The organism is Pseudomonas graminis (assembly GCF_900111735.1).
In the GTDB taxonomy this organism is placed as follows: Bacteria; Pseudomonadota; Gammaproteobacteria; order Pseudomonadales; family Pseudomonadaceae; genus Aquipseudomonas; species Aquipseudomonas graminis.
The window spans coordinates 16,388-43,007 of sequence record NZ_FOHW01000006.1; the positions used below are offsets into that span (position 1 = coordinate 16,388).

Below are 26,620 nucleotides of genomic sequence, written 5' to 3' on the forward strand. Positions count from 1 at the left end.
GTCTGGGTTAATGGCCCTGTAGGACAGGCTTTAGCCGGGAAGGCGTCAGGCGCTGCACTGCAAATATGATGGTGTGAGTTCTGGCGCTTTCCCGGCTGAAGCCGGTCCTGTCATCACAGCCGATACGTTCGGACCGAACCGTGCAGGCAATTTAATCGCGCGGAAGCCCGGAAAACGGCAATAAAATCTCGACATTAACTACATACCGACAAACTCTCTCAATTTTTCCCAACCGCTTGCCAGCTTTCACCTCATTGGTTACGTTTGGCGACATGAAAACCTCTCACACCCTCATTCTGATGCGTCAACATCGCTGCCTCTGCCTCGTCAGTGCACGACTGCAAAGCTGAACGCGGTGCCTCGACGCTCACCCCGCAGTGCTACTCTCGCATCAACCGGCTGGCCGCCTTCTTTCGGCCCTGAGTACAACAAGGATTATTCACATGACCATGCTCAAAGATCCCTCGACGAAGTACCGCGCCTTTCCTGTCATCGACCTGCCTGACCGCACATGGCCTTCCAAGACCATCACTGCGGCGCCGATCTGGTGCAGCTCCGACTTGCGAGACGGTAACCAGTCGCTGATCGAGCCCATGGATGCGGTCAAAAAGCTGCGTTTCTGGAAGACCCTCGTGCAAGTCGGTGTGAAGGAAATCGAAGCCTCCTTCCCTTCTGCGTCGCAAACGGATTTCGACTTCGTGCGCACGCTCATCGAAGACGGCCACATCCCGGACGACACCACCATTCAGGTGCTGACTCAGGCCCGCGAAGACCTCATCGCACGGACATTCGAATCCCTGCGCGGCGCGAAAAAAGCCATCGTCCACCTGTACAACGCCACCTGCCCGTCCTTCCGCCGCATCGTCTTCAACCAGGACAAAGCCGGCGTCAAGGCCATCGCAGTGAATGCCGCTCAGTTGTTCGTCAAATACGCCGCCCAGCAGCCAGAAACCCAATGGCAGTTCGAGTACTCGCCTGAAACGTTCAGCGCCACCGAGCTGGAGTTCGCCAAGGAAGTCTGCGACGCCGTCATCGAAGTGTGGAACGCAACGCCGCAGAACAAGGTGATCCTGAATTTGCCGGCAACTGTCGAAGTCGCCACCCCGAACATTTACGCCGACCAGATCGAATGGTTCTGCCGCAACATTTCCCGTCGTGACAGCGTGATCATCAGCCTGCACACCCACAACGACCGTGGCACCGGTGTCGCGGCAACCGAGCTGGGCCTGATGGCCGGCGCGGATCGCGTTGAAGGCTGCCTGTTCGGCAACGGTGAGCGCACCGGCAACGTCGACCTCGTGACCGTCGCGCTGAACATGTACACCCAAGGCCTGAATCCGCAGCTGGACTTCTCCGACATCGACGGCGTGCGCAAGGTGGTCGAGGAATGCAACCAGATCCCGGTGCACCCACGTCATCCGTACGTTGGCGATCTGGTGCACACCGCGTTCTCCGGCTCTCACCAGGACGCGATCCGCAAGGGCTTCACCCAACAGAAAGACGGCACGCCGTGGGAAGTGCCTTACTTGCCAATCGACCCGGCTGACATTGGCCGCAGCTACGAAGCGGTGATCCGCGTCAACAGCCAGTCCGGCAAGGGTGGTATCACCTACCTGCTCGAACAGGAATACGGGATTTCCCTGCCGCGTCGCATGCAGATCGAGTTCAGCCAGGTGGTTCAGGGCGAGACCGATCGTCTGGGCCTGGAGATGAGCGCTCAACAGATTTACTCGCTGTTCAAGCGTGAATACTTGCAGGCCAATAAGCCGTATGCGTTGGTCAGCCATCGTCTGCAAGAAGAAAACGGCAACAGCGCCGTGGAAGTGGAAGTGACCGGCAAGGGTGACAGCGAGAGCAACCTGCGCTGGAAAGGCACAGGCAATGGCGCGCTGGAAGCATTGGTCGCCGGTCTGCCAGTACCGGTCGAGATCATGGACTACAACGAGCACGCCATTGGCGCAGGCACCACGGCCAAAGCCGCTGCCTACATCGAACTGCGCGTGAATGGCGACCGCGCGGTACACGGCGTCGGTATCGACGAGAACATCACCACGGCCAGCTTCAAGGCCCTGTTCAGCGCGCTCAACCGTGGCGTGTTGCAAGCTGAAGAGGCGACAAAAGCGGCTTGATTCACGGCGATGCAAAAAGGCCCTGAAGTGAAAGCTTCAGGGCCTTTTGTTTTAGCGCCGGATGATCAGGCCGTGGTGTCGACCTTGACTTTCATCAGGTTCAACAGGGAAGCCTGCAGCGCCCCCAACTGAGCCATGGTGCCGGAAATCTGCTGCTGGATTGCCATGACCTGCGTGGCCTTCAGCTCATCCGGCGTCTTGCTGCCCTGGACAGCAGCCAACTGAGCCTGCTGCTGCTGGAGCATTTTCTGCGTTCGCTCAATCTGCTCCTGCAACTGCTTGATCATCTCCTCCTTCATGCTCGGCGCGTCGCCCGACTCAGTGGCTCCGGCCGCCTTGGTGTCGCCATAGACGTTACCGCGCAGCTCGACGCTGGCGGTCTTGGCATCGCTCTTGGTGGAGTCGTCGGTTTTGACAGCAGCCGTAAACACGCTGGAGTAAGCACCCAACGAACTGGTGTTGATGGTGGTCATGATGAACTCCTTATGAGGTGCACTTTGTATCGGCCAGCGTACAAACATCTGAAGTCGAATTTATTGCAGACGCAAGAACGCCCCACGACCGACGTCATGGAGCGGTTTGGGTCTGAATCAGTGAATCAGGCGGTGGTGTTGATGCTGCCGGACTTCTGCAGTTGCAGGAGGGCCGCCTGCTCCGTAGCCAGGCTGGCGGTGGACGACGAGATCTGTCCCTGAATGGCCATCACGCGTGCGGACTTTTCCTCGTCCGAGCCGGAACTTGCCTGGGCGGCAGCGAGCTGCTGTTGCTGCTCCTGCAAGCGCTTCTGGGTTTCCTTGATCTGCTCCTCCAGCTTCTCGATGGCCTGCTCGCTGGTGCTGGAAGAATCAGAGGCCCCACCCGCTCCGCCAGCACCGCCAGCACCGCCAGCACCGCCAGCGCCACCTGCCGCAGTGGCTGTGGTCGACGCAGATGCCGACGTGGCATCTGTGGTGGAGGTGTCGCTGTCGGCCGCTGCTGTTGTGGCGTCTTTCTTGACCGCGACGGTGAAGCTGGTGGAGTAGGAACTCAATGAGGATGTGCTGATGGTGGTCATACCGATCTCCTGTCTGGGTACAACCGCTATCGACCACCCGCCCCTCAACTCTATGACGTTACTGTATCTCGAATGTATCGGCGTCGAGACAGGCCGGGAATTTCTCGCGATACGCCGCCAGGCTCAGCGCTGACAAGCTGACCTGAAACACGCCGTCGGCCTCGCCGATGTTCAGCAGGCTCTCGCCCTGGAAGTCCAGCACCTGGCTGTCGCCCGTGTACGCGAAACCCTTGCCATCGATGCCCACACGATTCACCGCGGCGACGTAACACAGGTTCTCGATGGCGCGCGCCGGCAGCAAGCGGTTCCAGTGCAGACGGCGAGCGCCCGGCCAGTTGGCGGTGTACAGCAGCAGATCGGTATTCTGGGCGTCACGGCTCCACACCGGAAAACGCAGGTCGTAGCAGATCAGCGGACGAATTCGCCAGCCTTTGAGTTCGAACTGCACCTGGCGCTCGCCCGGGCTGAAATGCTCATGCTCGCCGGCCATTCTGAACAGATGGCGCTTGTCGTAATGCAGCAGCTCGCCGTCCGGCCGCGCCCACAGCAAGCGATTGCGATGGCTGCCGTCAGCGGCGCGAATGATCACGCTCCCAGTCACTACCGCATCCAGCTGCCTGGCCTGGGCCAGTATCCACTGGGCAGTCGGGCCGTCTTCGGGCTCGGCCAGGGTTTCGGACTCCATGGTAAAGCCAGTGGTGAACATCTCCGGCAGGATCACCAGATCCGCGCCCTTGGCCTGGGCAAGCAGCTCTTCGAAGTGGGCGTGGTTCGCCGGGGCGTCGTGCCAGACCAGCGTGGTCTGGACCAGCGCGATGTTCAGATTGGGCAGCGTGGTCAGATCGCGCATAGTTTCTCCGCTGCCTGACGCAGCGTCTCCTCACGCTTGGGAAAGCACAGCCGGATCAGGCGCTGGCCTTCGGGCGGACTCTGGTAGAACACCGAAATAGGAATGCTCGCCACACCGTGCTCGCGGGTCATCCACAGGGACATGTCGACGTCGTTGAGGTCCGGGCGGATCTGCGAATAATCGACGAGCTGAAAGTAGGTGCCACTGGCCCGGGTGAAGGTGAAACGCGAAGCTTCCAGGCGATCGCAAAAATAGTCGCGTTTGGCCTGATAGAAAGCCGGCAGTTCGTCGACGTGTTCAGGGTGCGCCGCCATGAAATCTGCCAGGGCCCATTGCAGCGGTGTAACGCCGCAGAACGCGACGAACTGGTGGATCTTCCGTGCTTCGGCGGTCAGCGCCGGCGGCGCAACGAGGTAGCCGGTTTTCCAGCCGGTGACGTGGTAGGTCTTGCCAAACGAACTGACCACAAAGGCGCGCTGATAGAGTTCGTCATGGGCCAGCACGCTGGCGTGTTGCAGCCCGTCGAATACCAGATGCTCATAGACCTCGTCGCTGAGCACATAAATGTCCCGGTCACGAATCAACGCCGCCAAGCGGTCCAGCTCGTCGCGCGTGATCAGTGCCCCGCTGGGGTTATGGGGCGTGTTGATGACGATCATGCGGGTGCGAGGGCTCAACGCGGCAGTGAGATTTTCCCAGTCGATGGCGAAATCGCCGTCTTTGAGCTGCACATGGATGCAACGCCCGCCAGCCAGTTCCACCGAAGGCGCGTAGCTGTCGTAGCACGGGTCGAAGACGATCACCTCATCGCCGGCGCTCACAACAGTCTGAATGGCGCAGAAGATGGCGTGGGTCGCGCCTGGGGTGATGGTGATTTCGCTGTCGACGCCGATCTGACGGCCGTAGCAGCGAGCGATCTTGGCGGCGACTTGCTCGCGCAATGCCAGCAGGCCGGCCATCGGCGCGTATTGATTGTTGCCGTCCATGACGCGGCGGCAAAGAGCTTCACGCAGTGCGTCGGGCCCATCGAAATCGGGAAAACCCTGAGACAGATTGATCGCCCCGGTTTCGGCAGCCAGTTGGGACATCACAGTAAAAATGGTGGTGCCAACGTTCGGCAATTTGCTGGTGATCATGGGTTTTCCTGCTCCACTCCCGGCTCCTGGACGGCACGGGGATTCGCAGAATAGCCCAGATGTCGCGCACAAAAAAAGGCGCCACTGGCGCCTTTTCCGAGAAAGACCTTTACACGATCAGCGCTTGTCGCGGCGCTTCTTGTCGGCCTTCTTGTGGTGCGACATCATGCGACGCTTCTTGTTGACCTGGCGGTCGGTCAGCGTGTTCTTGTTGCCTTCGTACGGGTTCTCGCCGCCCTTGAACTCGATGCGGATCGGCGTACCGACCAGCTTGAGCACACGGCGATAGGTGTTCTCGAGATAGCGGACGTACGACTTCGGTACTTTCTCCACCTGGTTACCGTGGATAACGATCAACGGCGGGTTCGCGCCGCCCAAGTGAGCGTAACGCAGCTTGATGCGGCGGCTGCCCACCATGGGCGGTGCGTGCTCGCTGACCGCGTCTTCCAGAATCTGGGTCAGGCGGCTGGTCGGCCAACGGGTCACTGCGGACTTGAACGAGTTCTGCACCGACTGATACAGGTTGCCCACGCCGGTGCCGTGCAGCGCCGAGATGAAGTGGATATCGGCGAAGTCGACGAAGAACAACCGACGCTCCAGCTCGACCTTCACGTAGTCGCGCTCGCTTGGCACCATGCCATCCCACTTGTTCAGCGCGATGACCAGTGCCCGACCGGATTCAAGGGCAAAGCCCAGCAGGTTGAGGTCGTGGTCGACGACGCCTTCGCGGGCGTCCATCACGAAGATCACCACGTTGGCGTCTTTGATCGCCTGCAGGGTTTTGACCACGGAGAACTTTTCGACTTCTTCGTGGATCTTGCCGCGCTTGCGCACACCGGCGGTGTCGATCAGCGTGTACTTTTCCTCGTTGCGTTCGAACGGGATGTAAATGCTGTCACGGGTGGTGCCGGGCTCGTCGTAGACGATAACGCGGTCTTCACCGAGCATGCGGTTGACCAGCGTCGACTTGCCGACGTTAGGGCGACCGATGATTGCGATCTTGATGCCGTCCTTCTCGCTCGGACCCGGAATGCGCTTGGCTTCCTGACCTTCGGCGACGACTTCCTCTTCTTCGCCTTCTTCGACTTCGTCAGCGTCTTTCGGGAAATCACGCAAGGCGATTTCGAGCATCTGCGTGATGCCTCGACCGTGAGCGCCGGCAACCGGAATCGCGTCACCCATGCCCAGCGGTGCAAACTCGGCGCGGGCCATGTCAGGGTCGATGTTGTCGACCTTGTTGGCGACCACGTAAGACGTCTTGTTGCGCTTGCGCAAGTGCTCGCCAATCATCTGGTCGGCGGCAGTGAAGCCTGCTTTGGCGTCAACGAGGAACAACACGACATCGGCTTCTTCGATGGCCAGCAGCGACTGCTCGGCCATTTTTTCGTCCATGCCGTGCTCGTCACCGGAGATACCGCCGGTGTCGATCAGGATGTAGGAGCGCCCTTGCCACTTGGCCTCACCGTATTGGCGATCACGGGTCAGACCGGACAAGTCGCCGACGATGGCGTCGCGAGTCCTGGTCAGGCGGTTGAACAAGGTGGACTTGCCGACGTTCGGTCGACCCACCAGGGCGATTACGGGAACCATGCGGCTCTCCACTTCGTTATTTCAGAAAATACAAAAGCCGCTGCAAGGCAGCGGCCGGAGTTCGGAGCAACGCCAAAGCGTCGCAGGCCCCATGAAAGCGGGGCCGCCTGGGGAAGCCGAAAAACGACCTCCTCAAGCATAGACAGCCACTACTTGATCGTCAGCGCTTCCAGCTTGCCGCTGTTGCCGAAGACATAAATGGTGCTGCCGGAGACCAGCGGGCGAGCACGCAAGCCATCGCTGTCAATCTTTTCACGGGCGACAAAATGGCCATCGACCTGGCTCAGCAGGTGCAGATAGCCTTCCATGTCACCGACCGCGACGTAGCTGGAGAACACCTCCGGCGCGCCGAGTTGACGACGGGCCAGCGAGTCGTTGCTCCACAGACCGGTGGAAGAGCGCTCATCAATGCCTTCCACGGTGCCGTTGGCCAGCGAGACGTAAACGCTGCCGAAGCCCTGCGCCACACCCGAATAGCTCGATGCATCACGCTGCCACAGCACGCGACCGCTCTGCAGTTCCAGACCGGCTACGCGGCCCTGATAGGTCGCGACGTACAGCGTGTTGCCGGAGAGCAGCAAGCCGCCGTCGATGTCGACCACGCGATCCAGCTCGGAGCGACCTGTTGGAACGGCAACGCGCTGCTCCCAGGCCGGGACGCCGTTATTGATGTCCAGCGCCACGACCTTGCCGGTCGACAGACCTGCGATGGCCAGCGAGTTGGTGGCAATCGGTGCACCGGTGCCACGCAGCGTCAGAACCGCGGGACTGCTCTCGTAGATCCAGCGCTGATCACCTGTGACGGCGTCATAACCGATGACCCGGTCATCCTGCGTCTGGGCAACCACGACACTGCCGTTGGTGGCCGGAGCGGACAGCACTTCGCTGGTCGCCTTGGCTTTCCACTTTTGCTCGCCGGTGGCTTCGTCGAGGACGATGACTTCGCCGCGCAACGTGCCGAGCATGACCAGACCGAAACCTACGCCGACGGCGCCGGAAACCGGTTGCTCAAGCTCTTTTTTCCAGACCACGTCGCCGTTGCTGCGGTTGATCGCCATGACCAGACCATTCGCATCAGCTGCGTAAATGTTCTCGCCGTCGATGGCCGGAACCAGCATGTTGTAGATGTCGCCCTGACCGTCACCGACGGAACGGCTCCACAACTTCTGCAGCGTTACTTCCTGTTTGAAGTCGACGAGTTCTGCCGGAGGCAGCTCTTTTTTGCTGTTGCTGCTGCAACCCGCGGCCAGAATGGCCAGAGCCAGCAATGCTGCATGTTTCCAACGAATCACGTCACGCATCCCCTTTCGCCAGATCGTCGAGCTTCATTTGCAAACCGCCAACAGCCGCTTCTTCTGAAAGCGACGCCTTGGCTTTTTTGTATGCAGCGTAGGCATCATCGGTGCGACCCAGCTGAACCAGCAGGTCACCACGCAGCTCTTCACGGCTGGCCGCGAAAGACGGGTCGGCTTGACCGTCAAGCAGCTTCAGCGCGTCTTCGGCCTTGTTCTGTGCAGCGAGTACGCGAGCCAGACGCTGACGGGCAATTTCACCCAGGGTCGCGTTGGCTGGCTTGTCGGTCACGGATTTCAGTTCGTTCGCGGCATCATCCAGCTTGCCCGTGTCCACAGCCACCTTGGCCACGAACAGGCTGCCGTACTGGGCGTACGCGGTGCCACCGAATTCGCTCTTCAGCTTGCCGGCGATCTCGGCCACACGGCCTGCATCGGCCTGGCCGCTGGGCGTCAGTGCGGTTTCCAGCAATTGCTGATACAGCGCCGAACCACCTTGCGCCTGGTTGTTCTGATAGCGCTGCCAGCCTTGCCAGCCCAACACCACAATCACTGCCAGCAGGCCGCCGGTGACCAAAGGCTTGCCGTTACGCTGCCACCAGTCCTTTACGGCAACCAGCTCATCATCATCGGTACTCGACACCCCAATACTCCTATTCGCTAAATCGGCTTTTATCAGCTTCAACCCTGCGAGATGCAGGTGGCCAGGTGCTCGGACAGAGCATCCCAGGCAATATTTTGTTGCTCGCCCTGACCACGCAACGGCTTGACGCCCACTTCCTTGCGCGCCAGCTCTTCGTCGCCAAGGATCAGCGCGTACAGCGCGCCGCTCTTGTCGGCCTTCTTGAACTGGCTCTTGAAGCTGCCAGCCCCGGCGTTGACTTGCAGACGCAGGTTCGGCGCCTGGTCGCGCAAGCGCTCGGACAAGGTCAGCGCTGCCAGCTCGGCGGCCTCGCCGAACGCGCAGACGTAAACGTCGACAGTACGGGCGATTTCTTCGGGAATCTGCTCGAGGGTTTCCAGCAGTAGCACCAGACGTTCGATGCCCATGGCAAAGCCCACGCCCGATGTCGGCTTGCCGCCCATCTGCTCGACCAGACCGTCGTAACGGCCGCCCGCGCAGACAGTGCCCTGAGCGCCGAGCTGGTCAGTGACCCACTCGAATACGGTTTTGCTGTAGTAATCCAGGCCGCGAACCAGCTTCGGATTGATCACGTAAGGAATACCCGCCGCGTCGAGACGCGCCTTCAGGCCTTCGAAGTGAACCCGGGATTCGTCGTCCAGGTAATCTGCCAGCTTGGGTGCATCGACCAGCACAGCCTGGGTTTCAGGGTGTTTGGTATCGAGCACACGCAGCGGGTTGGTCTTCAGGCGGCGCTGGCTGTCTTCGTCCAGTTGCTCGTGACGCGCCGAGAGATACTCAACCAGCGCTTCACGATAACGACCGCGCGCCTCACTGGTGCCCAGGCTGTTGAGTTCCAGTTTGACGGCATTGCGGATGCCCAGCAGGCCCCAGAGACGCCAGGTCAGTACGATCAGCTCGGCATCGATGTCCGGACCATCGAGGTTGAACACCTCGACGCCGATCTGGTGGAACTGACGATAACGGCCTTTTTGCGGACGCTCGTGGCGAAACATCGGGCCGATGTACCAAAGCTTCTGCACCTGACCGCCGCCGGTGATGCCGTGTTCGAGGACCGCACGAACGCAGGCCGCTGTGCCTTCAGGGCGCAGGGTCAGCGAATCGCCATTGCGGTCGGCGAAGGTGTACATCTCTTTCTCGACGATGTCGGTGACTTCGCCGATGGAGCGTTTGAACAGGTCGGTGAACTCGACGATCGGCATGCGGATCTGGCGATAACCGTAGTTATCCAGCAAACGCGAGACCGTGCCTTCGAAGTAGCGCCACAGCGGCGTCTGGTCCGGCAGGATGTCGTTCATGCCACGAATGGCTTGCAGAGACTTACTCACAAATATTCCTTGGAGACTGGGTTAGCCGCGCGCGATCAGCGCTGCGTCGGCCTCGACCTTTTCGGCCGCTCTCTGACGGATCAAGCGTTCAAGCTGATCCACCAGATTGTCATTTGTCAGCTTTTGCGCCGGCTTGCCATCGATGTAGATCAGGTTCGGCGTGCCACCGGTCAGACCGACGTGGGCTTCTTTCGCCTCGCCGGGACCGTTTACCACGCAACCGATTACCGCAACGTCCAGCGGGACCAGCAAATCTTCAAGGCGCCCTTCCAGGTCGTTCATGGTTTTAACCACATCGAAATTCTGCCGCGAGCAACTCGGGCAGGCGATGAAGTTGATACCACGGGAACGCAGGCGCAGCGACTTGAGGATGTCGTAACCGACCTTCACTTCTTCAACCGGATCGGCAGCCAGGGAAATCCGAATGGTATCGCCGATCCCTTCGGCGAGCAGCATACCTAGGCCGACGGCTGATTTCACTGTGCCTGAGCGCAAACCGCCCGCTTCAGTGATGCCAAGGTGCAACGGCTGGATGATTTGTTTGGCAAGGAGGCGATAAGCCTCGACCGCCATGAACACATCGGAGGCCTTGACGCTGACCTTGAAGTCCTGGAAATCCAGACGGTCCAGATGCTCGACGTGCCGCAGCGCGGACTCGACCAGGGCAGCGGGCGTTGGCTCGCCGTACTTCTTCTGCAGGTCTTTTTCCAGCGAACCGGCATTGACGCCGATGCGGATCGGAATACCGCGATCACGGGCCGCCTCGACCACCGCGCGGACGCGGTCTTCACGGCCGATGTTGCCCGGGTTGATCCGCAGGCAATCGACGCCCAACTCGGCCACGCGCAGGGCGATTTTATAGTCGAAGTGAATGTCAGCGACCAACGGGACCTTGACCAACTGTTTGATACGGCCAAAGGCCTCGGCAGCGTCCATGTCCGGCACCGATACGCGGACGATGTCCACGCCAGCGGCTTCCAGACGATTGATCTGCGCCACGGTGGCCGCGACGTCATTGGTGTCGCTATTGGTCATGCTCTGCACTGCGATCGGGGCATCGCCCCCGACCGGCACCGAGCCGACCCAGATTTTACGAGATTCGCGACGTTTGATCGGAGATTCGCCGTGCATGACTTATTGCCCTAGCTTCAGGCGAGCAGTTTCGCCACTGGTGAAAGGTGCCACATCAACGGGCTGGCCGTTGTAGCTCACCTGCGCGCCGCGAGCAAAGCCCAGGCGCAGGGTCAGCGGCGGCTTGCCGTTGACGTCGAGGCTGTCGCCTTTTTTCTTGAGGCCGCTCATCAGCACTTTACCGTTGCCATCGGTGACCTGGGTCCAGCAATCGTTTACGAACTGAACCTGCACGCGACCGGCACCTGCCGGTACAGGCGCGGCGTCGGCCGTTGCGCTCGGCGCGGTGTTGACTGGCGCGGTGGTCGCAGGCGTTGGCGCCACAGTGGTGACAGGCGCGGTCGGCGTCGACGCTGCATGCGCAGGTGTTACCGGGGCGGTGGTTGATGTGCTGTGAGGAACTACAGCGCCTGCAACGGCGGTGCCGGTGCTGGCGGGTGCGGTGCTGGAGGAAGCAGGTGCATCAGGCGCGGACGCAGGCTCGGCGTTGTTCAACGGCAACGCGGTCTGGCCTTGAGCGACAGCTTGATCTTCCGGCTCGTCGAGCGGATGGATCTGGGTGGTGCCGTCGGCGCTTTCGACTTCGACATGCTCCATGCCCAGATTGGTCGGTTCCTTGCCGCGCAGCGTAGCTTGATCCTGCCACCACACGAAGCCGCCGCCGATCAATGCGATGAGCAGCAAGAGGCTGACGATGCGCAGAATATTGTGAGACAGGCGTACCGGCTCTTCGATTCGGCCGAGAGCATGAACGCTGCTGCCCTTGCCGTCGGTGCCTGTGTACTGATCGAACGCACTGACCAATGCAGCCTGATCCAGGTCGAGCAGCTTGGCGTAGGCACGGACATAACCGCGGGCAAAGGTGTGGCCGGGAAGCTTGTCAAAATCGCCCGCTTCCAGATGAGTCAGGGACGTCACAGTGAGGTTCAGCCTCAACGCCACATCTGGCAGCGACCAGTTCTTGCTTTCGCGGGCCTGTCGCAATGTTTCGCCTGGGTTCGTGCGAGTGGCTGCTACAACTTCGGGATGCGCCGCTTTCATCATTGCTCCGACAGGTATTGCTGATATTCCGGCGTACCGGGATAGAGTCTTTTTAGAAGCAGCCCGTAACTGGCTGCCTTGTTGCGATCATCAAACACCTTCGCCAGCCGCGTACCGAGCAACAGGCTCCGCGCATTCTGCTCGCTTAACTGGCTGAAACGCTCGTAGTAATCGCGCGCCGGCACATAATGCCTGTCTTCGTACGACAACTCAGCCATTTCCAGCAACGCGCGTGGCTGCTGACGATCCAGGCGCAGGGCTTTGTCGAAATGCTCACGGGCGGTGTCGCGATTGCCGAGCATCACAGCCGTCATGCCGAGGTTCTCGAACACTCGGGCGCGCTCGGCGTATAGGTTATCCTCGGCGGCCTGCTCGAAGCGCTCGTAAGCTTCCTTGTAGCGCTTCTGCTGGTAGAGAAAACTGCCGTAATTGTTGAGGATTCGCGCGTCTTTGGAACGTGCCGACAGCGCTTTCTCGTAATACTGGTTCGCCAGTTCCGGCTCCATTTCGGCCTGAAACACCAAGGCCAGCGCGGCATTGGCGTCCGCATCGGAGCCGTTCAACTCAAGTGCCTTTTTCAGAGGTGCCTTCGCACGCTCCATCTGACCTTGCTGAAGGTAACCCAACCCCAATTGCACGTAAGCCTGACGAGCTTCCTCACGCCCCTTGCTGGTACTCAGCGGATCGACGTTGCCGGTGGACACACAACCGACCAGCAGCGTGGCAAAACAGAGCAGCAGCGCAACGCGCAGGGACATAGAGATCCTCTCAGTCAGATTCGCATTCAATTGCGAGCGGCAGCGACCTGCACCACGTCGGCATCGGCACTCAGCTCCCGAACAGCGATATAGCGTTCGCTGCGACGGGTGCGGTCCATTACCTGCCCGACCAACTGGCCGCAGGCAGCATCGATGTCCTCACCACGCGTGGTACGCACAGTGACGTTGAAGCCGGCTTGATGCAGCAGATCCTGGAAACGACGGATCGCATTGTTGCTGGGGCGTTCATAGCCCGAATGCGGAAACGGATTGAACGGGATCAGATTGACCTTGCAGGGGGTGTCCTTGAGCAGCTCGATCATCTCGATCGCGTGCTCGGGCTTGTCGTTGATGTCCTTGAGCAGCGTGTACTCGATCGTCAGCACGCGTTTTTCGCCCAGCGCAGCCATGTAGTTGCGGCAGGACTCAAGGAGCATCTTCAGGGGGTACTTTTTATTGATAGGCACCAGCTGATTTCGCAGCGCGTCATTGGGCGCATGCAGCGAAAGGGCCAGCGAGACGTCGATGTGCTTGGACAGCTCATCGATCATCGGCACCACGCCGGAGGTGGACAGCGTCACCCGGCGCTTGGAAATGCCATACCCCAGGTCATCCATCATCAGATGCATGGCGGCAATGACATTGTCGAAGTTCAGCAATGGCTCGCCCATGCCCATCATCACCACGTTGGTGATGGCACGGTCGACGGTAGCCGGGACACTGCCGAAAGATTTGTTGGCAATCCACACCTGGCCGATGACTTCGGCGGCGGTGAGGTTGCTGTTGAAGCCTTGTTTGCCGGTGGAGCAGAAACTGCAATCCAGCGCACAACCCGCCTGGGACGAGACACACAGCGTGCCGCGCTTGCCCTGCGGAATATAAACGGTCTCGACGCAGCTGCCGGACTCTACGCGGACGACCCATTTACGGGTGCCGTCGGTGGAGATGTCCTCGCTGACGACTTCAGGACCCCGAATTTCGGCGCGGCTCTGCAGCTTTTCGCGCAGGGCCTTGCCGACATTCGTCATGGCGTCGAAGTTATCGACGCCAAAGTGGTGAATCCACTTCATGACCTGACCGGCACGGAAGCGTTTCTCCCCGATAGACTCGAAGAATTTTTCCATTTCCAGCCGGGTCAGACCCAACAGGTTGATTTTGCCAGTTGATTCAGTCATGGATTCACCCTCACTCGCAGCAATAGCTTAGCGAGTGGTTACCTCGGTAGAAGCGAAGAAGTACGAGATTTCACGAGCAGCGGCGGCTTCGGAGTCGGAGCCGTGAACAGCGTTGGCGTCGATGGAATCAGCGAAGTCAGCACGGATGGTGCCGGCAGCAGCTTCTTTAGGGTTGGTAGCGCCCATCAGCTCGCGGTTCAGAGCGATAGCGTTTTCGCCTTCCAGAACCTGTACGACAACCGGGCCGGAGATCATGAATGCAACCAGATCACCGAAGAAGCCACGGGCGCTGTGCTCAGCGTAGAAACCTTCTGCTTCGGCTTTGGACAGTTGCTTCAGTTTCGAAGCGACAACGCGCAGACCGGCTTTTTCGAAACGGGTGGTGATCTCGCCGATGACGTTTTTGGCAACAGCATCAGGCTTGATGATCGAGAAAGTACGTTGAACAGCCATGGTGTAACTCCAGAAGCAGTGATTATTGCGAAAAATTAAACCCGCGAATTATACGCGGGTTTGATGTTATTGCCTAACGTGCAAATCTGATCAGTCGATTTCGTCGGCCCAGAGCGTCTGGACCGCCTCGAGCACTTTCTCGCCGACGCGGCCAGAGGTGTCGTCGAAATCCGGGAGCTGCTTGATCATCAGTTGCAGCTTGGTGAACCCTACCGAATAAGGGTCAACGCCGGGGTGAGCCTCGGCGAGTTCTTCAGCGATGCGTTGTACGTCATTCCAACCGTAACTCATGACAGCTTCTCGATCAGTGCGGCGCTTCGGCAGCGTGGTTAAGCGAATATTTCGGGATCTCGACGGTCAGGTCTTCAGTGCCGACCTTAGCCTGGCACGCCAGACGGGACTGCGCTTCCAGACCCCACGCACGATCAAGATAGTCCTCTTCCAGCTCGTCCGCTTCTTCGAGGGAGTCGAACCCCGCACGAATGATGCAATGGCAGGTTGTGCAGGCGCAGACGCCGCCGCATGCGCTTTCTATCTCGATGTGGTGATCGTGGGCGAGTTCCAGAATCGACTTGCCGACTTCGGCCTCGACAACCATCCCGTCCGGGCAATGCTCGGCGTGTGGCAGAAATGTAACCTGCGGCATCAGTTATTCCTCAATCTCATTCAGGTTGCGCCCTGACAGCGCGGCTTTCACCGTCGAGTCCAGGCGGCGGGCGGCGAACGCATCAGTCACCTGCGACAGACGCTTGGTCTGCAGCTCGATGGCCGGGCCGTCATCGCCCTTCATCAATTCACGAAGTTCTTCCATCTGCATGTCGATCACCATGCGCTCTTCGGCATCGAGCAAGCGCTCGCCATCGGCCTGCAACGCACCTTCGACCGCTTCAAGCAGACGCTGGGCGTCGACCTGCTGTTCACGCAACGCGCGAGCCACCATGTCATCACCGGCGTACTGGAATGAATCCTTGAGCATGCGGGTGATTTCACCGTCAGTCAGCCCATACGAAGGCTTAACCTGAATGCTCGACTCCACGCCCGACGCCAGCTCGCGGGCAGACACGCTGAGCAGGCCATCGGCGTCGACCTGGAAGGTCACGCGAATTTTCGCAGCACCGGCGACCATCGCGGGAATGCCACGCAAGTCGAAGCGCGCCAGTGAACGGCAGTCGCTGATCAGCTCACGCTCGCCTTGCAGCACGTGGATCATCATGGCCGACTGGCCGTCTTTGTAAGTGGTGAATTCCTGGGCACGAGCCACGGGGATCGTGGTGTTGCGCGGAATGACCTTCTCCATCAGGCCGCCCATGGTCTCCAGCCCCAGGGACAACGGGATCACGTCGAGCAGCAACAGCTCGCCACCATCGCGCTTGTTGCCTGCCAGCGTATCGGCCTGGATCGCAGCGCCGATGGCGACGACCTGGTCCGGGTCGATTTCGGTCAACGGCTGACGGCCAAACAGCTCGGCCACCGCTTCGCGAACTCGCGGGACACGGGTGGAACCGCCCACCATGACCACGGCTTCGACTTCATCCAGCTCAATGCCGCAATCACGAACGGCGCGACGGCAGGCTTTAAGACTGCGGGCGATCATTGGCTCGATGAGGGCATCGAACGCCGTGCGGGTCAGTACGCCCTGCCAATCGCCATGGACAACTTCAACCGAATCGGCATCAGTCAGGGACTCTTTCGCCGAGCACGCCGTCTGCATCAGGCGGCGCTGGGCAGCCGGATCGAGATCATCAGACAGGCCGGCTTCAGCAATGATCCAGGTCGCGATGGCGTGGTCGAAATCATCGCCGCCCAGCGCGCTGTCGCCGCCGGTGGCCATGACCTCGAACACACCGCCGGTGAGGCGCAGGATCGAGATGTCGAAGGTGCCGCCACCCAAATCATAGATGGCGACCACGCCTTCTGCGTTCTGGTCCAGGCCGTAGGCCACGGCAGCCGCAGTGGGCTCGTTGAGCAGGCGAAGGACGGTGAGGCCCGCCAGCTTCGCGGCGTCTTTGGTGGCCTGACGCTGGGCATCATCGAAATAGGCAGGAACGGTGATGACCGCGCCGACCAACTCGCCACCCAGGGTTTCTTCAGCGCGCTGGCGCAGCACCTTGAGAATGTCGGCTGATACTTCGACCGGACTCTTCGGGCCCTGCACGGTTTCAATGAACGGCATGTGGGACTCACCACCAGTGAAGCGGTAAGGCAACTGCCCACCCAAATGCTTCACATCGGAGATCCCGCGCCCCATAAGGCGCTTGACGGAAATAATGGTGTTCAGCGGATCAGTCGCTGCGGCGCCCTTGGCCGACTCGCCGACTTCAACGCGATCGGCGTGATAGCGAACGGCGGACGGCAGGATGACCTGACCGTTGGCGTCGGGGAGCGGCTCACTGATGCCGCTGCGCAGGGCAGCCACCAGCGAATTGGTAGTGCCGAGGTCAATCCCGACAGCCAGGCGACGCTGATGAGGTTTTGGAGCTTGGCCGGGTTCGGCGATCTGCAGTAGAGCCATTGCTTTTCTGATATCACTGGCGAGCCGCCCCAGAAGGACGGCGCGGGGTTAATCGTCGAGGCGCTCTTCGAGCTGGCGCACTTCGTAGGAGAGCTTGTCGAGGAACTGCATGCGGCGCATCAGCCTTTCAGCCTGATCACGCTGTGCAGCATCGTCCCAACAGGCAGCGAAGCTTTCGTTCAGTTCTTCCTGGGCAACCTTCAACCGGCGCTTGAATACCGCAACGCCTGCCAGGTCCGCTTCGTCCTGCAGATCTTCGAGCTCTTCGCGCCATTGCATCTGCTGCATCAGAAACTCGGGATCCTGCACAGTGACTTCCAGCGGAACTTCACCCTTCAGCGCCAACAGGTAACGCGCCCGTTTCGGCGCGTTCTTCAGCGTTTGGTAGGCGTCGTTCAGACTGGCGGAACGCTCCAGCGCAACCCGTTGCTCGGCCTCGGGGGCGTCGGCAAAACGGTCGGGGTGCACGCTCCGGGCAAGCTCACGGTAACGCGTCGCCAGCAGGTCGAGATCCAGATTGAAGCCCGGCTGCAGGTCGAATAAAGCAAAGTGACAAGGAGTACCCACGATAAGCCTCAGACGTTGAAGCTTTCGCCGCAGCCACATTCACCGCGCGAGTTGGGATTGTTGAACTTGAAGCCTTCGTTCAACCCTTCCTTGACGAAGTCGAGCTCGGTGCCATCGAGATAAACCAGGCTCTTGGGGTCGATGATCACCTTGACGCCGTGATACTCGAACACCGTGTCTTCGCTTTCCGGCTCATCGACGAACTCGAGCACATAGGCAAGGCCGGAACAACCGGTCGTGCGAACGCCCAGACGAATGCCGTCACCCTTGCCACGCCCATCGAGGGAGCGGCGTACATGGTTGGCGGCCGCTTCGGTCATGCTGATAGCCATCGGAACTCCTTACCTCACGCAAGTTACTTAACGCAGCGGAACAGACCCTGCTTAGAGCAGGCCTTTCTTCTGCTTGTAGTCGCGAACGGCCGCCTTGATGGCGTCTTCGGCGAGCACGGAGCAGTGGATCTTCACTGGCGGCAGGGCCAGTTCTTCAGCCAGCTGAGTGTTCTTGATGGTCTCTGCTTCATCCAGAGTCTTGCCCTTCATCCACTCGGTGGCCAAGGAGCTCGACGCGATGGCAGAGCCGCAGCCGTAGGTTTTGAACTTGGCGTCTTCGATGATGCCCTGCTCGTTTACCTTGATCTGCAAACGCATGACGTCGCCGCATGCCGGCGCGCCGACCATGCCGGTGCCGACATCAGGATCTTCCGCGTTCATCTTGCCGACGTTGCGGGGATTCTCGTAGTGGTCAATGACCTTTTCGCTGTAAGCCATGGTGCAATTCCTCATCAGTTACAACACGTCGCTCTCGCGGCACTCGGAAAACCTGTTTTCAAAGTGCCGCAGGGTGTGGCGACTTTGAATTAATGCGCCGCCCACTCGATTTTGGAGATGTCGACACCGTCTTTGAACATGTCCCACAGCGGCGACAAGGCGCGCAGCTTGGTAACTGCCTCGCAGACTTTCTGCGCGGCGTAGTCGATCTCTTCTTCCGTGGTGAAGCGACCGAAGGTGAAACGGATCGAGCTGTGTGCAAGCTCGTCGTTACGGCCCAGGGCGCGCAGTACGTACGAAGGTTCCAGCGAAGCCGAGGTGCACGCGGAGCCGGACGAAACCGCCAAGTCCTTGAGCGCCATGATCAGCGACTCGCCTTCTACATAGTTGAAGCTCAGGTTGAGGTTGTGCGGCACACGGGCAGTCATGCTGCCGTTGACGTACAACTCTTCCAGATGCGCAACCTGCTGATAGAAGCGATCGCTCAGGGCTTGAATCCGAACGTTCTCGGCAGCCATGTCTTCTTTGGCCACACGGAACGCTTCGCCCATGCCGACGATCTGGTGCGTCGCCAGCGTACCGGAACGCATACCACGCTCGTGACCACCACCGTGCATTTCGGCTTCGATGCGGACACGTGGCTTGCGGCTGACCCACAATGCGCCAATACCCTTCGGACCGTAGGTCTTGTGGGCCGAGAACGACATCAGATCAACTTTGAGGCTGGCCAAGTCGATTTCAACCTTGCCCGTCGCCTGCGCTGCGTCGACGTGGAAGAGCACACCGCGGGAACGGGTCATCTCGCCAATGGCAGCGATGTCGTTGACCGTACCGATCTCGTTGTTGACGTGCATGATCGAGACCAGAACGGTGTCGTCGCGCATGACCGATTCGATCATGGCCGGAGTGATCAGGCCATCTTCGGTCGGTTCGAGGTAGGTGACTTCAAAGCCTTCACGCTCAAGCTGACGCATGGTGTCGAGAACGGCTTTGTGTTCGATCTTGCTGGTGATCAGGTGCTTGCCTTTGGAGGCATAGAAATGCGCAGCGCCTTTGATCGCGAGGTTGTTGGACTCGGTAGCACCGGAAGTCCAGACGATTTCGCGCGGATCGGCGTTGACCAGATCGGCAACCTGACGACGGGCGTTCTCTACCGCTTCTTCAGCCTTCCAGCCGAAAACGTGGGAGCGCGACGCCGGGTTACCAAAGTTGCCATCTACCAGAAGGCAGTCGCTCATTTTCTGCGCAACACGCGGGTCGACCGGGGTCGTCGCGGAGTAATCGAGGTATATCGGCAATTTCATTGAATATCTCCTATCGGGCAGGCGCGCCGCGCGTTCATCTGCGTTCACTCAACGGCGGATGTTTCAATCTTGTCCAGTGGCTGCGTCTTGCTACCGCATCGGCGCAGATCCTGACGTTGGGCGACTTCTTGCACTTCACGGCGAGTGACGAGGTCGGCCAGGCTGATACCGCTTAGAAATTCGTGAATCTGCTGACTGAGGTCACACCACAAGTGGTGGGTCAGACAGGTGTCGCCAGCATGGCAATCACCGAGCCCCTGGCAGCGCGTCGCGTCAACCGATTCGTTGACTGCGTCAATCACCTGAGCGACCTGAATCCCCTGCATGTGACGGGCCAGCTGATAACCGCCGCCCGGTCCACGCACACTGGAAACCAGATTGCCGCGGCGCAGCTTGGCGAACAGTTGCTCGAGGTAGGAAAGGGAAATCCCTTGCCGCTCGGAGATATCGGCCAGAGACACTGGCCCATGCTGCGCATGCAATGCCAGGTCGAGCATGGCAGTGACAGCGTATCGGCCTTTTGTAGTCAGTCGCATGACGTGTACCGCGGAGGTTCGGAATGAGGGCGAGTATGCTATTCCCGAGTATTTAAGTCAACTATAAGACCTAGCGGAACAGTCGGGATTACCCGCAAAAGAGCGGCAGCATCATAGCAAAGCGCGCCAGGGATTGGCACGTGTGCCGTCTGCCGCCGCGCGCTGCTTCAGCGGCGGGGAGCATCAGACTCGCAACGCTCCTTCATGCAGTCGAAGACTTCCTGATGCAGCTCCGGCAGCTCTTTCTCGCGATACTCGCCGCCCAGGCTCTTCAATGCCTTGCCCATGTCTTCCACGCGCATATCCATCGCTTGCAGATGATCGAGCAACTGCCCGATCGCGCGCGCCACGGGATCGGGCATGTCCTCGCTGACGCCATACGCATCGAAGCCGAGCTTCTCGGCAATCGCCTTGCGCTTGGCTTCGGCCTCGTCGTCAGACTTGACGATGATCCGCCCTGGAATGCCCACCACGGTTGCACCCGCCGGTACAGACTTGGTGACCACCGCATTTGAACCGACCTTTGCCCCGGCGCCCACCGTGAAGGGGCCGAGCACCTTTGCACCCGCTCCGACAACCACGCCGGACTCCAGGGTCGGATGACGCTTACCCTTGTTCCAACTGGTGCCTCCCAGGGTCACGCCCTGGTAAAGGGTCACGTCATCGCCTATCTCGGCAGTTTCGCCGATGACGATGCCCATCCCGTGATCGATGAAAAAGCGCCGACCGACCTTCGCGCCCGGGTGGATCTCGACCCCCGTAAGCCAGCGACCGAAGTTGGACACCATGCGCGCGGGCCATTTGAGTTCGTTGCGCCACAACCAGCCGGACAATCGATGCAACCAGATCGCGTGCATGCCGGGGTAGCAGGTCAGCACTTCAAACGCATTTCGAGCCGCCGGGTCACGATGGAACACGCTTTGAATGTCTTCCCGCAAACGCTCGAACATCACTGATCCTTCCGCTTATAGGGTTCGCCGTTGGCCGCTTTCTGGGTCTCGGTGAGAATGCCGCGCAAGATGCTCATCTCGGATCGATTCACCGCTGAGCGCCCGTACAGACGACGCAGCCGCGCCATCAGATGACGCGGCTTCTCGGGATCAAGGAAACCAATGGTGACCAGGGTGGACTGCAGATGCTCATAGAATTTTTCCATCTCATCCATGGTCGCCAGCTCGGTACTGCGCACCGAATTGACCTCGAACTTCTCCACCTTGCTCGCCTGGCCATCCGCCGCGAGCCAGGCCATGCGGGTTTCGTAACTCAGCACCTGCACGGCGGCAGCCAGATTCAACGAGCTGAATTCCGGATCCGAAGGAATGTGCACGTGGTAATGGCAGCGCTGCAGCTCTTCATTGGTCAGGCCGGCGTACTCACGACCGAACACCAGTGCGATCTCTTCGCCCAGCGCGGCATGTTCGACGGTCTTGACGCCCGCTTCGCGAGGGTCGAGCAGCGGCCAGGGAATACGGCGATCCCGTGCGCTGGTGCCCAACACCAGGTTGCAACCTGCCAACGCATCTTCCAGCGTCGCCACGACCTGCGCGCCTTCCAGAATGTCGCCCGCGCCAGACGCCCGTGCATCGGCTTCGTGATGAGGAAACATGGCGGGATCAACCAGCACCAGACGCGAAAGGCCCATGTTTTTCATGGCACGCGCGGCGCCGCCGATATTTCCGGGATGACTGGTACCGACCAGGACGACACGAATATTTTGCAGCACTGGTGAAGTCTCGCTAGCAGGTGAAAAGGGGGACGAATGTTACAGAAGCGCTTGCTGCAACGCCACGAACCTTGCGCCCGACGCACCGGATACGCCACTAAAAGGAGACGGGGCACCGTCGATTTGCCCACGCCAAGCCGACCGGACGCGCGGCAAAGTCTGCACTCGCGCTGGAAATCATCCAAGAGAACCAATAGAATGGCCGGCTCTCTTTAACGACCTAGGTGATCCATCCATGCAGCCCATGCTGAATATCGCGCTGCGCGCCGCCCGCAGCGCCAGCGAATTGATTTTCCGCTCCATCGAGCGCCTGGATACCATCAAGGTCGACGAAAAAGACGCGAAAGATTACGTGACTGAAATCGATCGCGCCGCCGAGCAGAGCATCATCACTGCACTGCGCAAGGCGTATCCAACCCACGGCATCCTTGGCGAAGAAAGCGGCCTGCACGAAGGCAGCGGCGAAGGCACCGACTACCTCTGGATCATCGATCCGCTCGACGGCACCACCAACTTCGTGCGTGGCGTTCCTCACTTCGCCGTCAGCATCGCGTGCAAATACCGCGGCCGCCTGGAACACGCCGTTGTTCTGGATCCGGTCCGCCAGGAAGAATTCACCGCCAGCCGCGGTCGTGGCGCTGCCCTGAACGGCCGTCGTCTGCGCGTCAGCCCGCGCAAGAGCCTTGAAGGCGCCCTGCTCGGCACAGGTTTCCCGTTCCGCGAAAACCAGCTCGATAACCTCGACAACTATATGAACATGTTCCGTTCGCTGGTTGGCCAGACTGCCGGCATCCGTCGCGCCGGCGCTGCAAGCCTGGACCTGGCTTACGTGGCTGCGGGCCGGTTCGATGCGTTCTGGGAGTCGGGCCTGTCGGAGTGGGACATGGCCGCAGGCGCCCTGCTCATTCAGGAAGCAGGCGGTCTGGTGAGCGATTTCAACGGCGGTCACGACTTCCTTGAAAAGGGCCACATCGTCGCCGGCAACACTAAATGCTTCAAAGCAGTGCTGACCTCGATCGCTCCCTTCGTGCCAGCTTCGCTGAAGCGTTAAGCCCAGCGCGCTGTACAAAAAACCGGCCATGTGCCGGTTTTTTTTGTGCCCGACTTCTTATCATTCGGGCGATAAAAAAGCACCCGAGGGTGCTTTTTTTATGAGTGGATCCGCCTATCACTGACCCGCCTGGCTCAACTCCAGCTGACCTTCCTTGTTGACAGGGATCTGGCTGCCCGGATCACGATCCATACGTACCTGCCCGACCTTGTCGTTCAGCTTGTACTTCACGTTGTAGCCGACGACTTTGTCGCTGATGTCGTTGACAGTGTTGCAGCGCGACTCCGTGGTTGTGTAGGTGTCGCGGTTCTGCATGCCTTCCTGAACCTTGTTACCGGCATAACCGCCACCCACCGCACCGGCGACCGTGGCGATCTTCTTGCCATTACCGCCACCCACCTGGTTACCGAGCAGGCCACCCGCTACGGCACCGATGACACTCCCCACGATCTGGTGCTCGTCCTTCACCGGCGCTCGGTGAGTGACGGCAACGTCTTTGCAGACTTGTCGCGGGGTTTTGATTTGTTCTTTAACAGGCTCGACGGCAAGTACGTCTGCGTACTCTGGGCCGCTTTGTTTTACGAGGCTATAGGTGGCCAAAGCACCGCCGGCGGTTACACCGACAGCACCCAATACTGCACCGATAAGCAACGACTTGTTCACGTGAACCTCCTGACGATATTCAGCGCGATTGCTCGCGCTACTCCCAGCCTTGGAGCACAAAAAAAGGCGCGAGTTCATACTCGCGCCTTTTTAGGTGATGGCCGGTTACCAGTATCGGTTACGGACGGTCATCCACTTTGTCGACGGTGACCGGTGGCAGCAGGTCTTCGCTGCGCAGGTTCAGCCAGATCAGCACCACGTTGGCGATGTAGATCGAGGAGTAGGTACCTGCCAGAACACCAATGAACAGCGCCACCGAGAAACCGTGCAGGCTGTCGCCGCCAAAGATCCACAGCGCGACAATGGCCAACAATGTGGAGATAGAGGTAGCCATGGTCCGCAGCAACGTCTGCGTGGTGGAGATGTTGATGTTCTCGATCAACGAAGCCTTGCGCAGCAGACGGAAGTTCTCGCGAACCCGGTCAAATACCACAATGGTGTCGTTGAGCGAGTAACCAATGATCGCCAGCACCGCAGCGAGTACAGTCAGGTCGAAGGTCACCTGGAAGAACGACAGGATGCCCATCGTCACCACCACGTCGTGGATCAGCGAGACGATGGCCCCCACCGCGAATTTCCACTGGAAGCGGAACGCCAGGTAGACGAGGACGCCGCCCAGCGCCAGCAGCATGCCGAGGCCGCCCTGGTCACGCAGTTCTTCACCCACTTGCGGACCGACGAACTCGACGCGCTTGACGGTCACCGGGTTATCGGCGCCGGTCTTGCGCAGCGCTTCAGCGACTTGAGTGCCCAGCTGCGGATCTTCACCCGGCATACGAACAAGCAGATCGGTAGTCGCACCGAAGCTTTGCACGACCGCTTCGGTATAACCCGACGCAACGAGCTCTTCGCGCACCTTGTGCAGATCGGCAGGACGCTCGTAGGTCAGCTCGATCAGCGTACCGCCGGTGAAATCCAGACCGAAGTTCAGTCCTTTAGAGAACCAGCTGAACAGCGCCAGAGCGGTGAGGAGCATGGTAATGGCGAACGCAATGTTGCGAACGCCCATGAAGTTGATCGTACGTTTCATGGCAGCCCCTTAAATCCACAACTTCTTGAAGTCACGACCGCCAAAGATCAGGTTGACCATTGCGCGGGTCACCATGATGGCTGTGAACATCGAGGTAAAGATCCCGAGGGACATGGTGACCGCAAAACCCTTTACCGGGCCTGTGCCCATCGCGAAGAGAATGCCGCCAACCAGCAGCGTCGTCAGGTTGGCGTCGAGGATCGCGGTATACGCGCGGTCGAAGCCCTCGTTGATCGCACGCTGGACCGTCATGCCGTTGGCGATCTCCTCACGAATCCGCGAGAAGATCAGCACGTTGGCATCGACCGCCATACCCATCGTCAAGACGATACCGGCGATGCCTGGCAGGGTCAGCGTTGCACCCAGCAGTGACATCAGCGCCAGCAGCATGACCATGTTGAAGGCCAGCGCCACCGTCGCGATCAGACCGAAGAAACGGTAGATGGCGAGGATGAACAGGGACACGAACAGCATGCCCCACAGGGATGCATCGATACCCTTAGTGATGTTGTCGGCACCCAGGCTCGGGCCAATGGTGCGCTCTTCAGCGAAGTACATCGGTGCAGCCAGACCACCGGCACGCAGCAGCAGCGCCAGCTCGGAAGACTCACCTGCGCCGTTCAGGCCGGTGATGCGGAATTGAGCACCGAGCGGCGACTGAATGGTCGCCAGGCTGATGATCTTCTTCTCTTCCTTGAACGTCTGGACCGGCACGTCTTTCTCGACGCCGTTAACCATTTGCTTGGTGTAAGTGGTAGTCGGCTTCTGCTCGATGAAGATTACCGCCATGCTGCGACCGACGTTCGCGCGGGTGGCGCGGCTCATCAGGTCACCACCATGGCCGTCCAGCTTGATGTTCACCTGAGGACGGCCGTGCTCGTCAAAGCCGGCCTTGGCATCAGTCACCTGGTCACCGGTGATGATCAGGCCACGCTCGACCGGCGCCGCAGGACGACCGCCTTCGCGGAACTCGAACATTTCGGTGGTGGCTTTGCTGTCGTCGGGACCTGCGCCCAGACGGAACTCAAGGTTGGCCGTCTTGCCGAGGATACGCTTGGCTTCGGCGGTGTCCTGAACACCTGGCAGCTCGACCACGATGCGGTTGGCACCCTGACGCTGAACCAGCGGCTCGGCGACGCCCAGCTCGTTGACCCGGTTACGCACGGTGGTCAGGTTTTGCTTGATCGAGTATTCGCGGATTTCAGCGATCTTGGCTGGCGTCATGGCCAGACGCAGGATCGGCATTTCGCCGCGATCACTCGTGGTGATATCGAAATCGGTATAGTCCTTGCGGATCAGCGCACGGGCCTGTTCGCGGGTATCAGCATCGCTGAAGCCCAGCTGGATAGCCCCGTTGTCTTGAGGCAGGCTGCGATAACGGACTTTTTCCTTGCGCAGCAGGCTCTTCACTTCGCCTTCGTAGACATTCAGACGCGCACTGAGCGCTTTGTCCATGTCGACTTCAAGCAGGAAGTGCACGCCGCCGGACAGGTCAAGACCCAGCTTCATCGGCGTAGCGCCAATGCTGCGCAGCCATTTTGGCGTGGTCTGAGCCAGGTTGAGCGCGACAACGTAATCGTCGCCCAGCGCCTTGCGTGCGACATCTTTGGCTGGCAGCTGGTCTTCCTGTTTGGTCAGACGCAACAAACCGCCCTTGCCATTCTCGGCCAGAGAAGCGCCCTTGACCGCGATGCCAGCATCGGTAAGCGCCTTGCTTACGCGATCCAGATCAGCCTGATTGACCTGCAGCGCAGTGCTTGCGCCAGTGACTTGAATCGCCGGGTCATCAGGGTAGAGATTGGGTGCGGAATAAATAAAACCGATCACCAGCACTGCCAGGATCAGGATGTATTTCCACAGAGGGTATTTGTTCAACATCACGCC

28 protein-coding genes are annotated in these 26,620 nt (G+C 59.9%); 2 read left to right on the plus strand and 26 right to left on the minus strand.

The window, feature by feature from the left end:
• The first annotated feature begins 443 nt into the window (after nucleotides 1-443).
• Nucleotides 444-2,129, plus strand: a complete 1,686-nt coding sequence (gene leuA / locus BMY98_RS06425; RefSeq protein ID WP_074886303.1) for a 2-isopropylmalate synthase — start codon at nucleotides 444-446, stop codon at nucleotides 2,127-2,129.
• 65 nt (nucleotides 2,130-2,194) lie between these two features.
• Here the strand turns inward: leuA and BMY98_RS06430 are convergent, their stop codons facing one another.
• The 23 genes from BMY98_RS06430 to trmJ all read right to left on the minus strand — a co-directional run bounded on the left by BMY98_RS06430 (nucleotide 2,195) and on the right by trmJ (nucleotide 21,992).
• Nucleotides 2,195-2,602, minus strand: coding sequence for a hypothetical protein (locus tag BMY98_RS06430; RefSeq protein WP_074886306.1), 408 nt, complete (start codon nucleotides 2,600-2,602; stop codon nucleotides 2,195-2,197).
• Between the two features lie 125 nt (nucleotides 2,603-2,727).
• A complete protein-coding gene (locus tag BMY98_RS27260) occupies nucleotides 2,728-3,183 on the minus strand; it encodes a hypothetical protein (RefSeq protein ID WP_074886309.1) in 456 nt (151 codons plus the stop codon).
• 58 nt (nucleotides 3,184-3,241) lie between these two features.
• Nucleotides 3,242-4,033, minus strand: coding sequence for an amidohydrolase (locus BMY98_RS06440; RefSeq protein ID WP_074886311.1), 792 nt, complete (start codon nucleotides 4,031-4,033; stop codon nucleotides 3,242-3,244).
• Complete coding sequence (locus BMY98_RS06445; RefSeq protein WP_074886314.1) at nucleotides 4,021-5,169, minus strand: pyridoxal phosphate-dependent aminotransferase; 1,149 nt, start codon at nucleotides 5,167-5,169, stop codon at nucleotides 4,021-4,023. The genes BMY98_RS06440 and BMY98_RS06445 overlap by 13 nt, the downstream gene beginning before the upstream one ends.
• Nucleotides 5,170-5,286: 117 nt before the next feature.
• Nucleotides 5,287-6,759: a ribosome biogenesis GTPase Der gene (gene der, locus BMY98_RS06450; RefSeq protein ID WP_065990003.1), complete on the minus strand. Its 1,473-nt coding sequence runs from the start codon at nucleotides 6,757-6,759 to the stop codon at nucleotides 5,287-5,289.
• 149 nt (nucleotides 6,760-6,908) lie between these two features.
• Complete coding sequence (gene bamB, locus BMY98_RS06455) at nucleotides 6,909-8,060, minus strand: outer membrane protein assembly factor BamB (RefSeq protein WP_074886317.1); 1,152 nt, start codon at nucleotides 8,058-8,060, stop codon at nucleotides 6,909-6,911.
• A complete protein-coding gene (locus tag BMY98_RS06460; protein WP_074886320.1) occupies nucleotides 8,053-8,694 on the minus strand; it encodes a tetratricopeptide repeat protein in 642 nt (213 codons plus the stop codon). Before BMY98_RS06460 ends, bamB begins: the two co-directional genes overlap by 8 nt.
• A gap of 38 nt (nucleotides 8,695-8,732) precedes the next feature.
• Nucleotides 8,733-10,022, minus strand: a complete 1,290-nt coding sequence (gene hisS, locus BMY98_RS06465) for a histidine--tRNA ligase (RefSeq protein WP_074886323.1) — start codon at nucleotides 10,020-10,022, stop codon at nucleotides 8,733-8,735.
• Nucleotides 10,023-10,043: 21 nt separating this feature from the next.
• Nucleotides 10,044-11,153 carry a flavodoxin-dependent (E)-4-hydroxy-3-methylbut-2-enyl-diphosphate synthase gene (ispG, locus tag BMY98_RS06470; RefSeq protein ID WP_074886326.1) on the minus strand — a complete coding sequence of 370 codons (1,110 nt, stop codon included), beginning with the start codon at nucleotides 11,151-11,153 and terminating at the stop codon, nucleotides 10,044-10,046.
• A gap of 3 nt (nucleotides 11,154-11,156) precedes the next feature.
• Nucleotides 11,157-12,194 carry a RodZ domain-containing protein gene (locus BMY98_RS06475; RefSeq protein WP_074886328.1) on the minus strand — a complete coding sequence of 346 codons (1,038 nt, stop codon included), beginning with the start codon at nucleotides 12,192-12,194 and terminating at the stop codon, nucleotides 11,157-11,159.
• Nucleotides 12,194-12,952 (minus strand): type IV pilus biogenesis/stability protein PilW, encoded by a 759-nt coding sequence (pilW, locus tag BMY98_RS06480; RefSeq protein WP_074886331.1) that lies wholly within the window; start codon nucleotides 12,950-12,952, stop codon nucleotides 12,194-12,196. The genes BMY98_RS06475 and pilW overlap by 1 nt, the downstream gene beginning before the upstream one ends.
• A 26-nt stretch (nucleotides 12,953-12,978) precedes the next feature.
• On the minus strand, nucleotides 12,979-14,127 hold the full coding sequence (rlmN, locus tag BMY98_RS06485; RefSeq protein WP_074886333.1) for a dual-specificity RNA methyltransferase RlmN: 1,149 nt from the start codon (nucleotides 14,125-14,127) through the stop codon (nucleotides 12,979-12,981).
• Between the two features lie 27 nt (nucleotides 14,128-14,154).
• Nucleotides 14,155-14,580 (minus strand): nucleoside-diphosphate kinase, encoded by a 426-nt coding sequence (ndk, locus tag BMY98_RS06490; protein ID WP_074886335.1) that lies wholly within the window; start codon nucleotides 14,578-14,580, stop codon nucleotides 14,155-14,157.
• 90 nt (nucleotides 14,581-14,670) lie between these two features.
• Nucleotides 14,671-14,871: a Fe-S cluster assembly protein IscX gene (iscX, locus tag BMY98_RS06495; protein ID WP_074886338.1), complete on the minus strand. Its 201-nt coding sequence runs from the start codon at nucleotides 14,869-14,871 to the stop codon at nucleotides 14,671-14,673.
• Nucleotides 14,872-14,884: 13 nt separating this feature from the next.
• Nucleotides 14,885-15,226: an ISC system 2Fe-2S type ferredoxin gene (fdx, locus tag BMY98_RS06500; RefSeq protein ID WP_074886339.1), complete on the minus strand. Its 342-nt coding sequence runs from the start codon at nucleotides 15,224-15,226 to the stop codon at nucleotides 14,885-14,887.
• A 3-nt stretch (nucleotides 15,227-15,229) separates the two neighbouring features.
• Nucleotides 15,230-17,092: a Fe-S protein assembly chaperone HscA gene (gene hscA, locus BMY98_RS06505; RefSeq protein ID WP_074886342.1), complete on the minus strand. Its 1,863-nt coding sequence runs from the start codon at nucleotides 17,090-17,092 to the stop codon at nucleotides 15,230-15,232.
• A 48-nt stretch (nucleotides 17,093-17,140) separates the two neighbouring features.
• Nucleotides 17,141-17,659: a co-chaperone HscB gene (hscB, locus tag BMY98_RS06510; protein WP_074886345.1), complete on the minus strand. Its 519-nt coding sequence runs from the start codon at nucleotides 17,657-17,659 to the stop codon at nucleotides 17,141-17,143.
• A gap of 8 nt (nucleotides 17,660-17,667) precedes the next feature.
• Nucleotides 17,668-17,991 carry an iron-sulfur cluster assembly protein IscA gene (iscA, locus tag BMY98_RS06515; RefSeq protein WP_065990022.1) on the minus strand — a complete coding sequence of 108 codons (324 nt, stop codon included), beginning with the start codon at nucleotides 17,989-17,991 and terminating at the stop codon, nucleotides 17,668-17,670.
• 51 nt (nucleotides 17,992-18,042) lie between these two features.
• A complete protein-coding gene (iscU, locus tag BMY98_RS06520) occupies nucleotides 18,043-18,429 on the minus strand; it encodes a Fe-S cluster assembly scaffold IscU (protein WP_062383507.1) in 387 nt (128 codons plus the stop codon).
• A gap of 89 nt (nucleotides 18,430-18,518) precedes the next feature.
• A complete protein-coding gene (locus BMY98_RS06525; RefSeq protein ID WP_074886347.1) occupies nucleotides 18,519-19,733 on the minus strand; it encodes an IscS subfamily cysteine desulfurase in 1,215 nt (404 codons plus the stop codon).
• A gap of 44 nt (nucleotides 19,734-19,777) precedes the next feature.
• Complete coding sequence (iscR, locus tag BMY98_RS06530; RefSeq protein ID WP_074886350.1) at nucleotides 19,778-20,269, minus strand: Fe-S cluster assembly transcriptional regulator IscR; 492 nt, start codon at nucleotides 20,267-20,269, stop codon at nucleotides 19,778-19,780.
• Nucleotides 20,270-20,436: 167 nt separating this feature from the next.
• Nucleotides 20,437-21,219, minus strand: a complete 783-nt coding sequence (cysE, locus tag BMY98_RS06535) for a serine O-acetyltransferase (RefSeq protein ID WP_074886353.1) — start codon at nucleotides 21,217-21,219, stop codon at nucleotides 20,437-20,439.
• Nucleotides 21,219-21,992 (minus strand): tRNA (cytosine(32)/uridine(32)-2'-O)-methyltransferase TrmJ, encoded by a 774-nt coding sequence (trmJ, locus tag BMY98_RS06540; RefSeq protein WP_074886355.1) that lies wholly within the window; start codon nucleotides 21,990-21,992, stop codon nucleotides 21,219-21,221. Before trmJ ends, cysE begins: the two co-directional genes overlap by 1 nt.
• A gap of 235 nt (nucleotides 21,993-22,227) precedes the next feature.
• Between trmJ and suhB the strand changes: the two genes are divergently transcribed.
• On the plus strand, nucleotides 22,228-23,043 hold the full coding sequence (suhB, locus tag BMY98_RS06545) for a type III secretion system regulator SuhB (protein WP_074886357.1): 816 nt from the start codon (nucleotides 22,228-22,230) through the stop codon (nucleotides 23,041-23,043).
• A gap of 117 nt (nucleotides 23,044-23,160) precedes the next feature.
• Here the strand turns inward: suhB and BMY98_RS06550 are convergent, their stop codons facing one another.
• The 3 genes from BMY98_RS06550 to secD all read right to left on the minus strand — a co-directional run bounded on the left by BMY98_RS06550 (nucleotide 23,161) and on the right by secD (nucleotide 26,614).
• Entirely contained in the window at nucleotides 23,161-23,706 is a 546-nt protein-coding gene (locus tag BMY98_RS06550; protein ID WP_065990034.1) for a glycine zipper 2TM domain-containing protein, read from the minus strand.
• 118 nt (nucleotides 23,707-23,824) lie between these two features.
• Nucleotides 23,825-24,736, minus strand: coding sequence for a protein translocase subunit SecF (gene secF / locus BMY98_RS06555; RefSeq protein ID WP_074886360.1), 912 nt, complete (start codon nucleotides 24,734-24,736; stop codon nucleotides 23,825-23,827).
• A 9-nt stretch (nucleotides 24,737-24,745) separates the two neighbouring features.
• Nucleotides 24,746-26,614, minus strand: coding sequence for a protein translocase subunit SecD (gene secD / locus BMY98_RS06560; protein ID WP_065990037.1), 1,869 nt, complete (start codon nucleotides 26,612-26,614; stop codon nucleotides 24,746-24,748).
• Nucleotides 26,615-26,620: the final 6 nt, after the last annotated feature.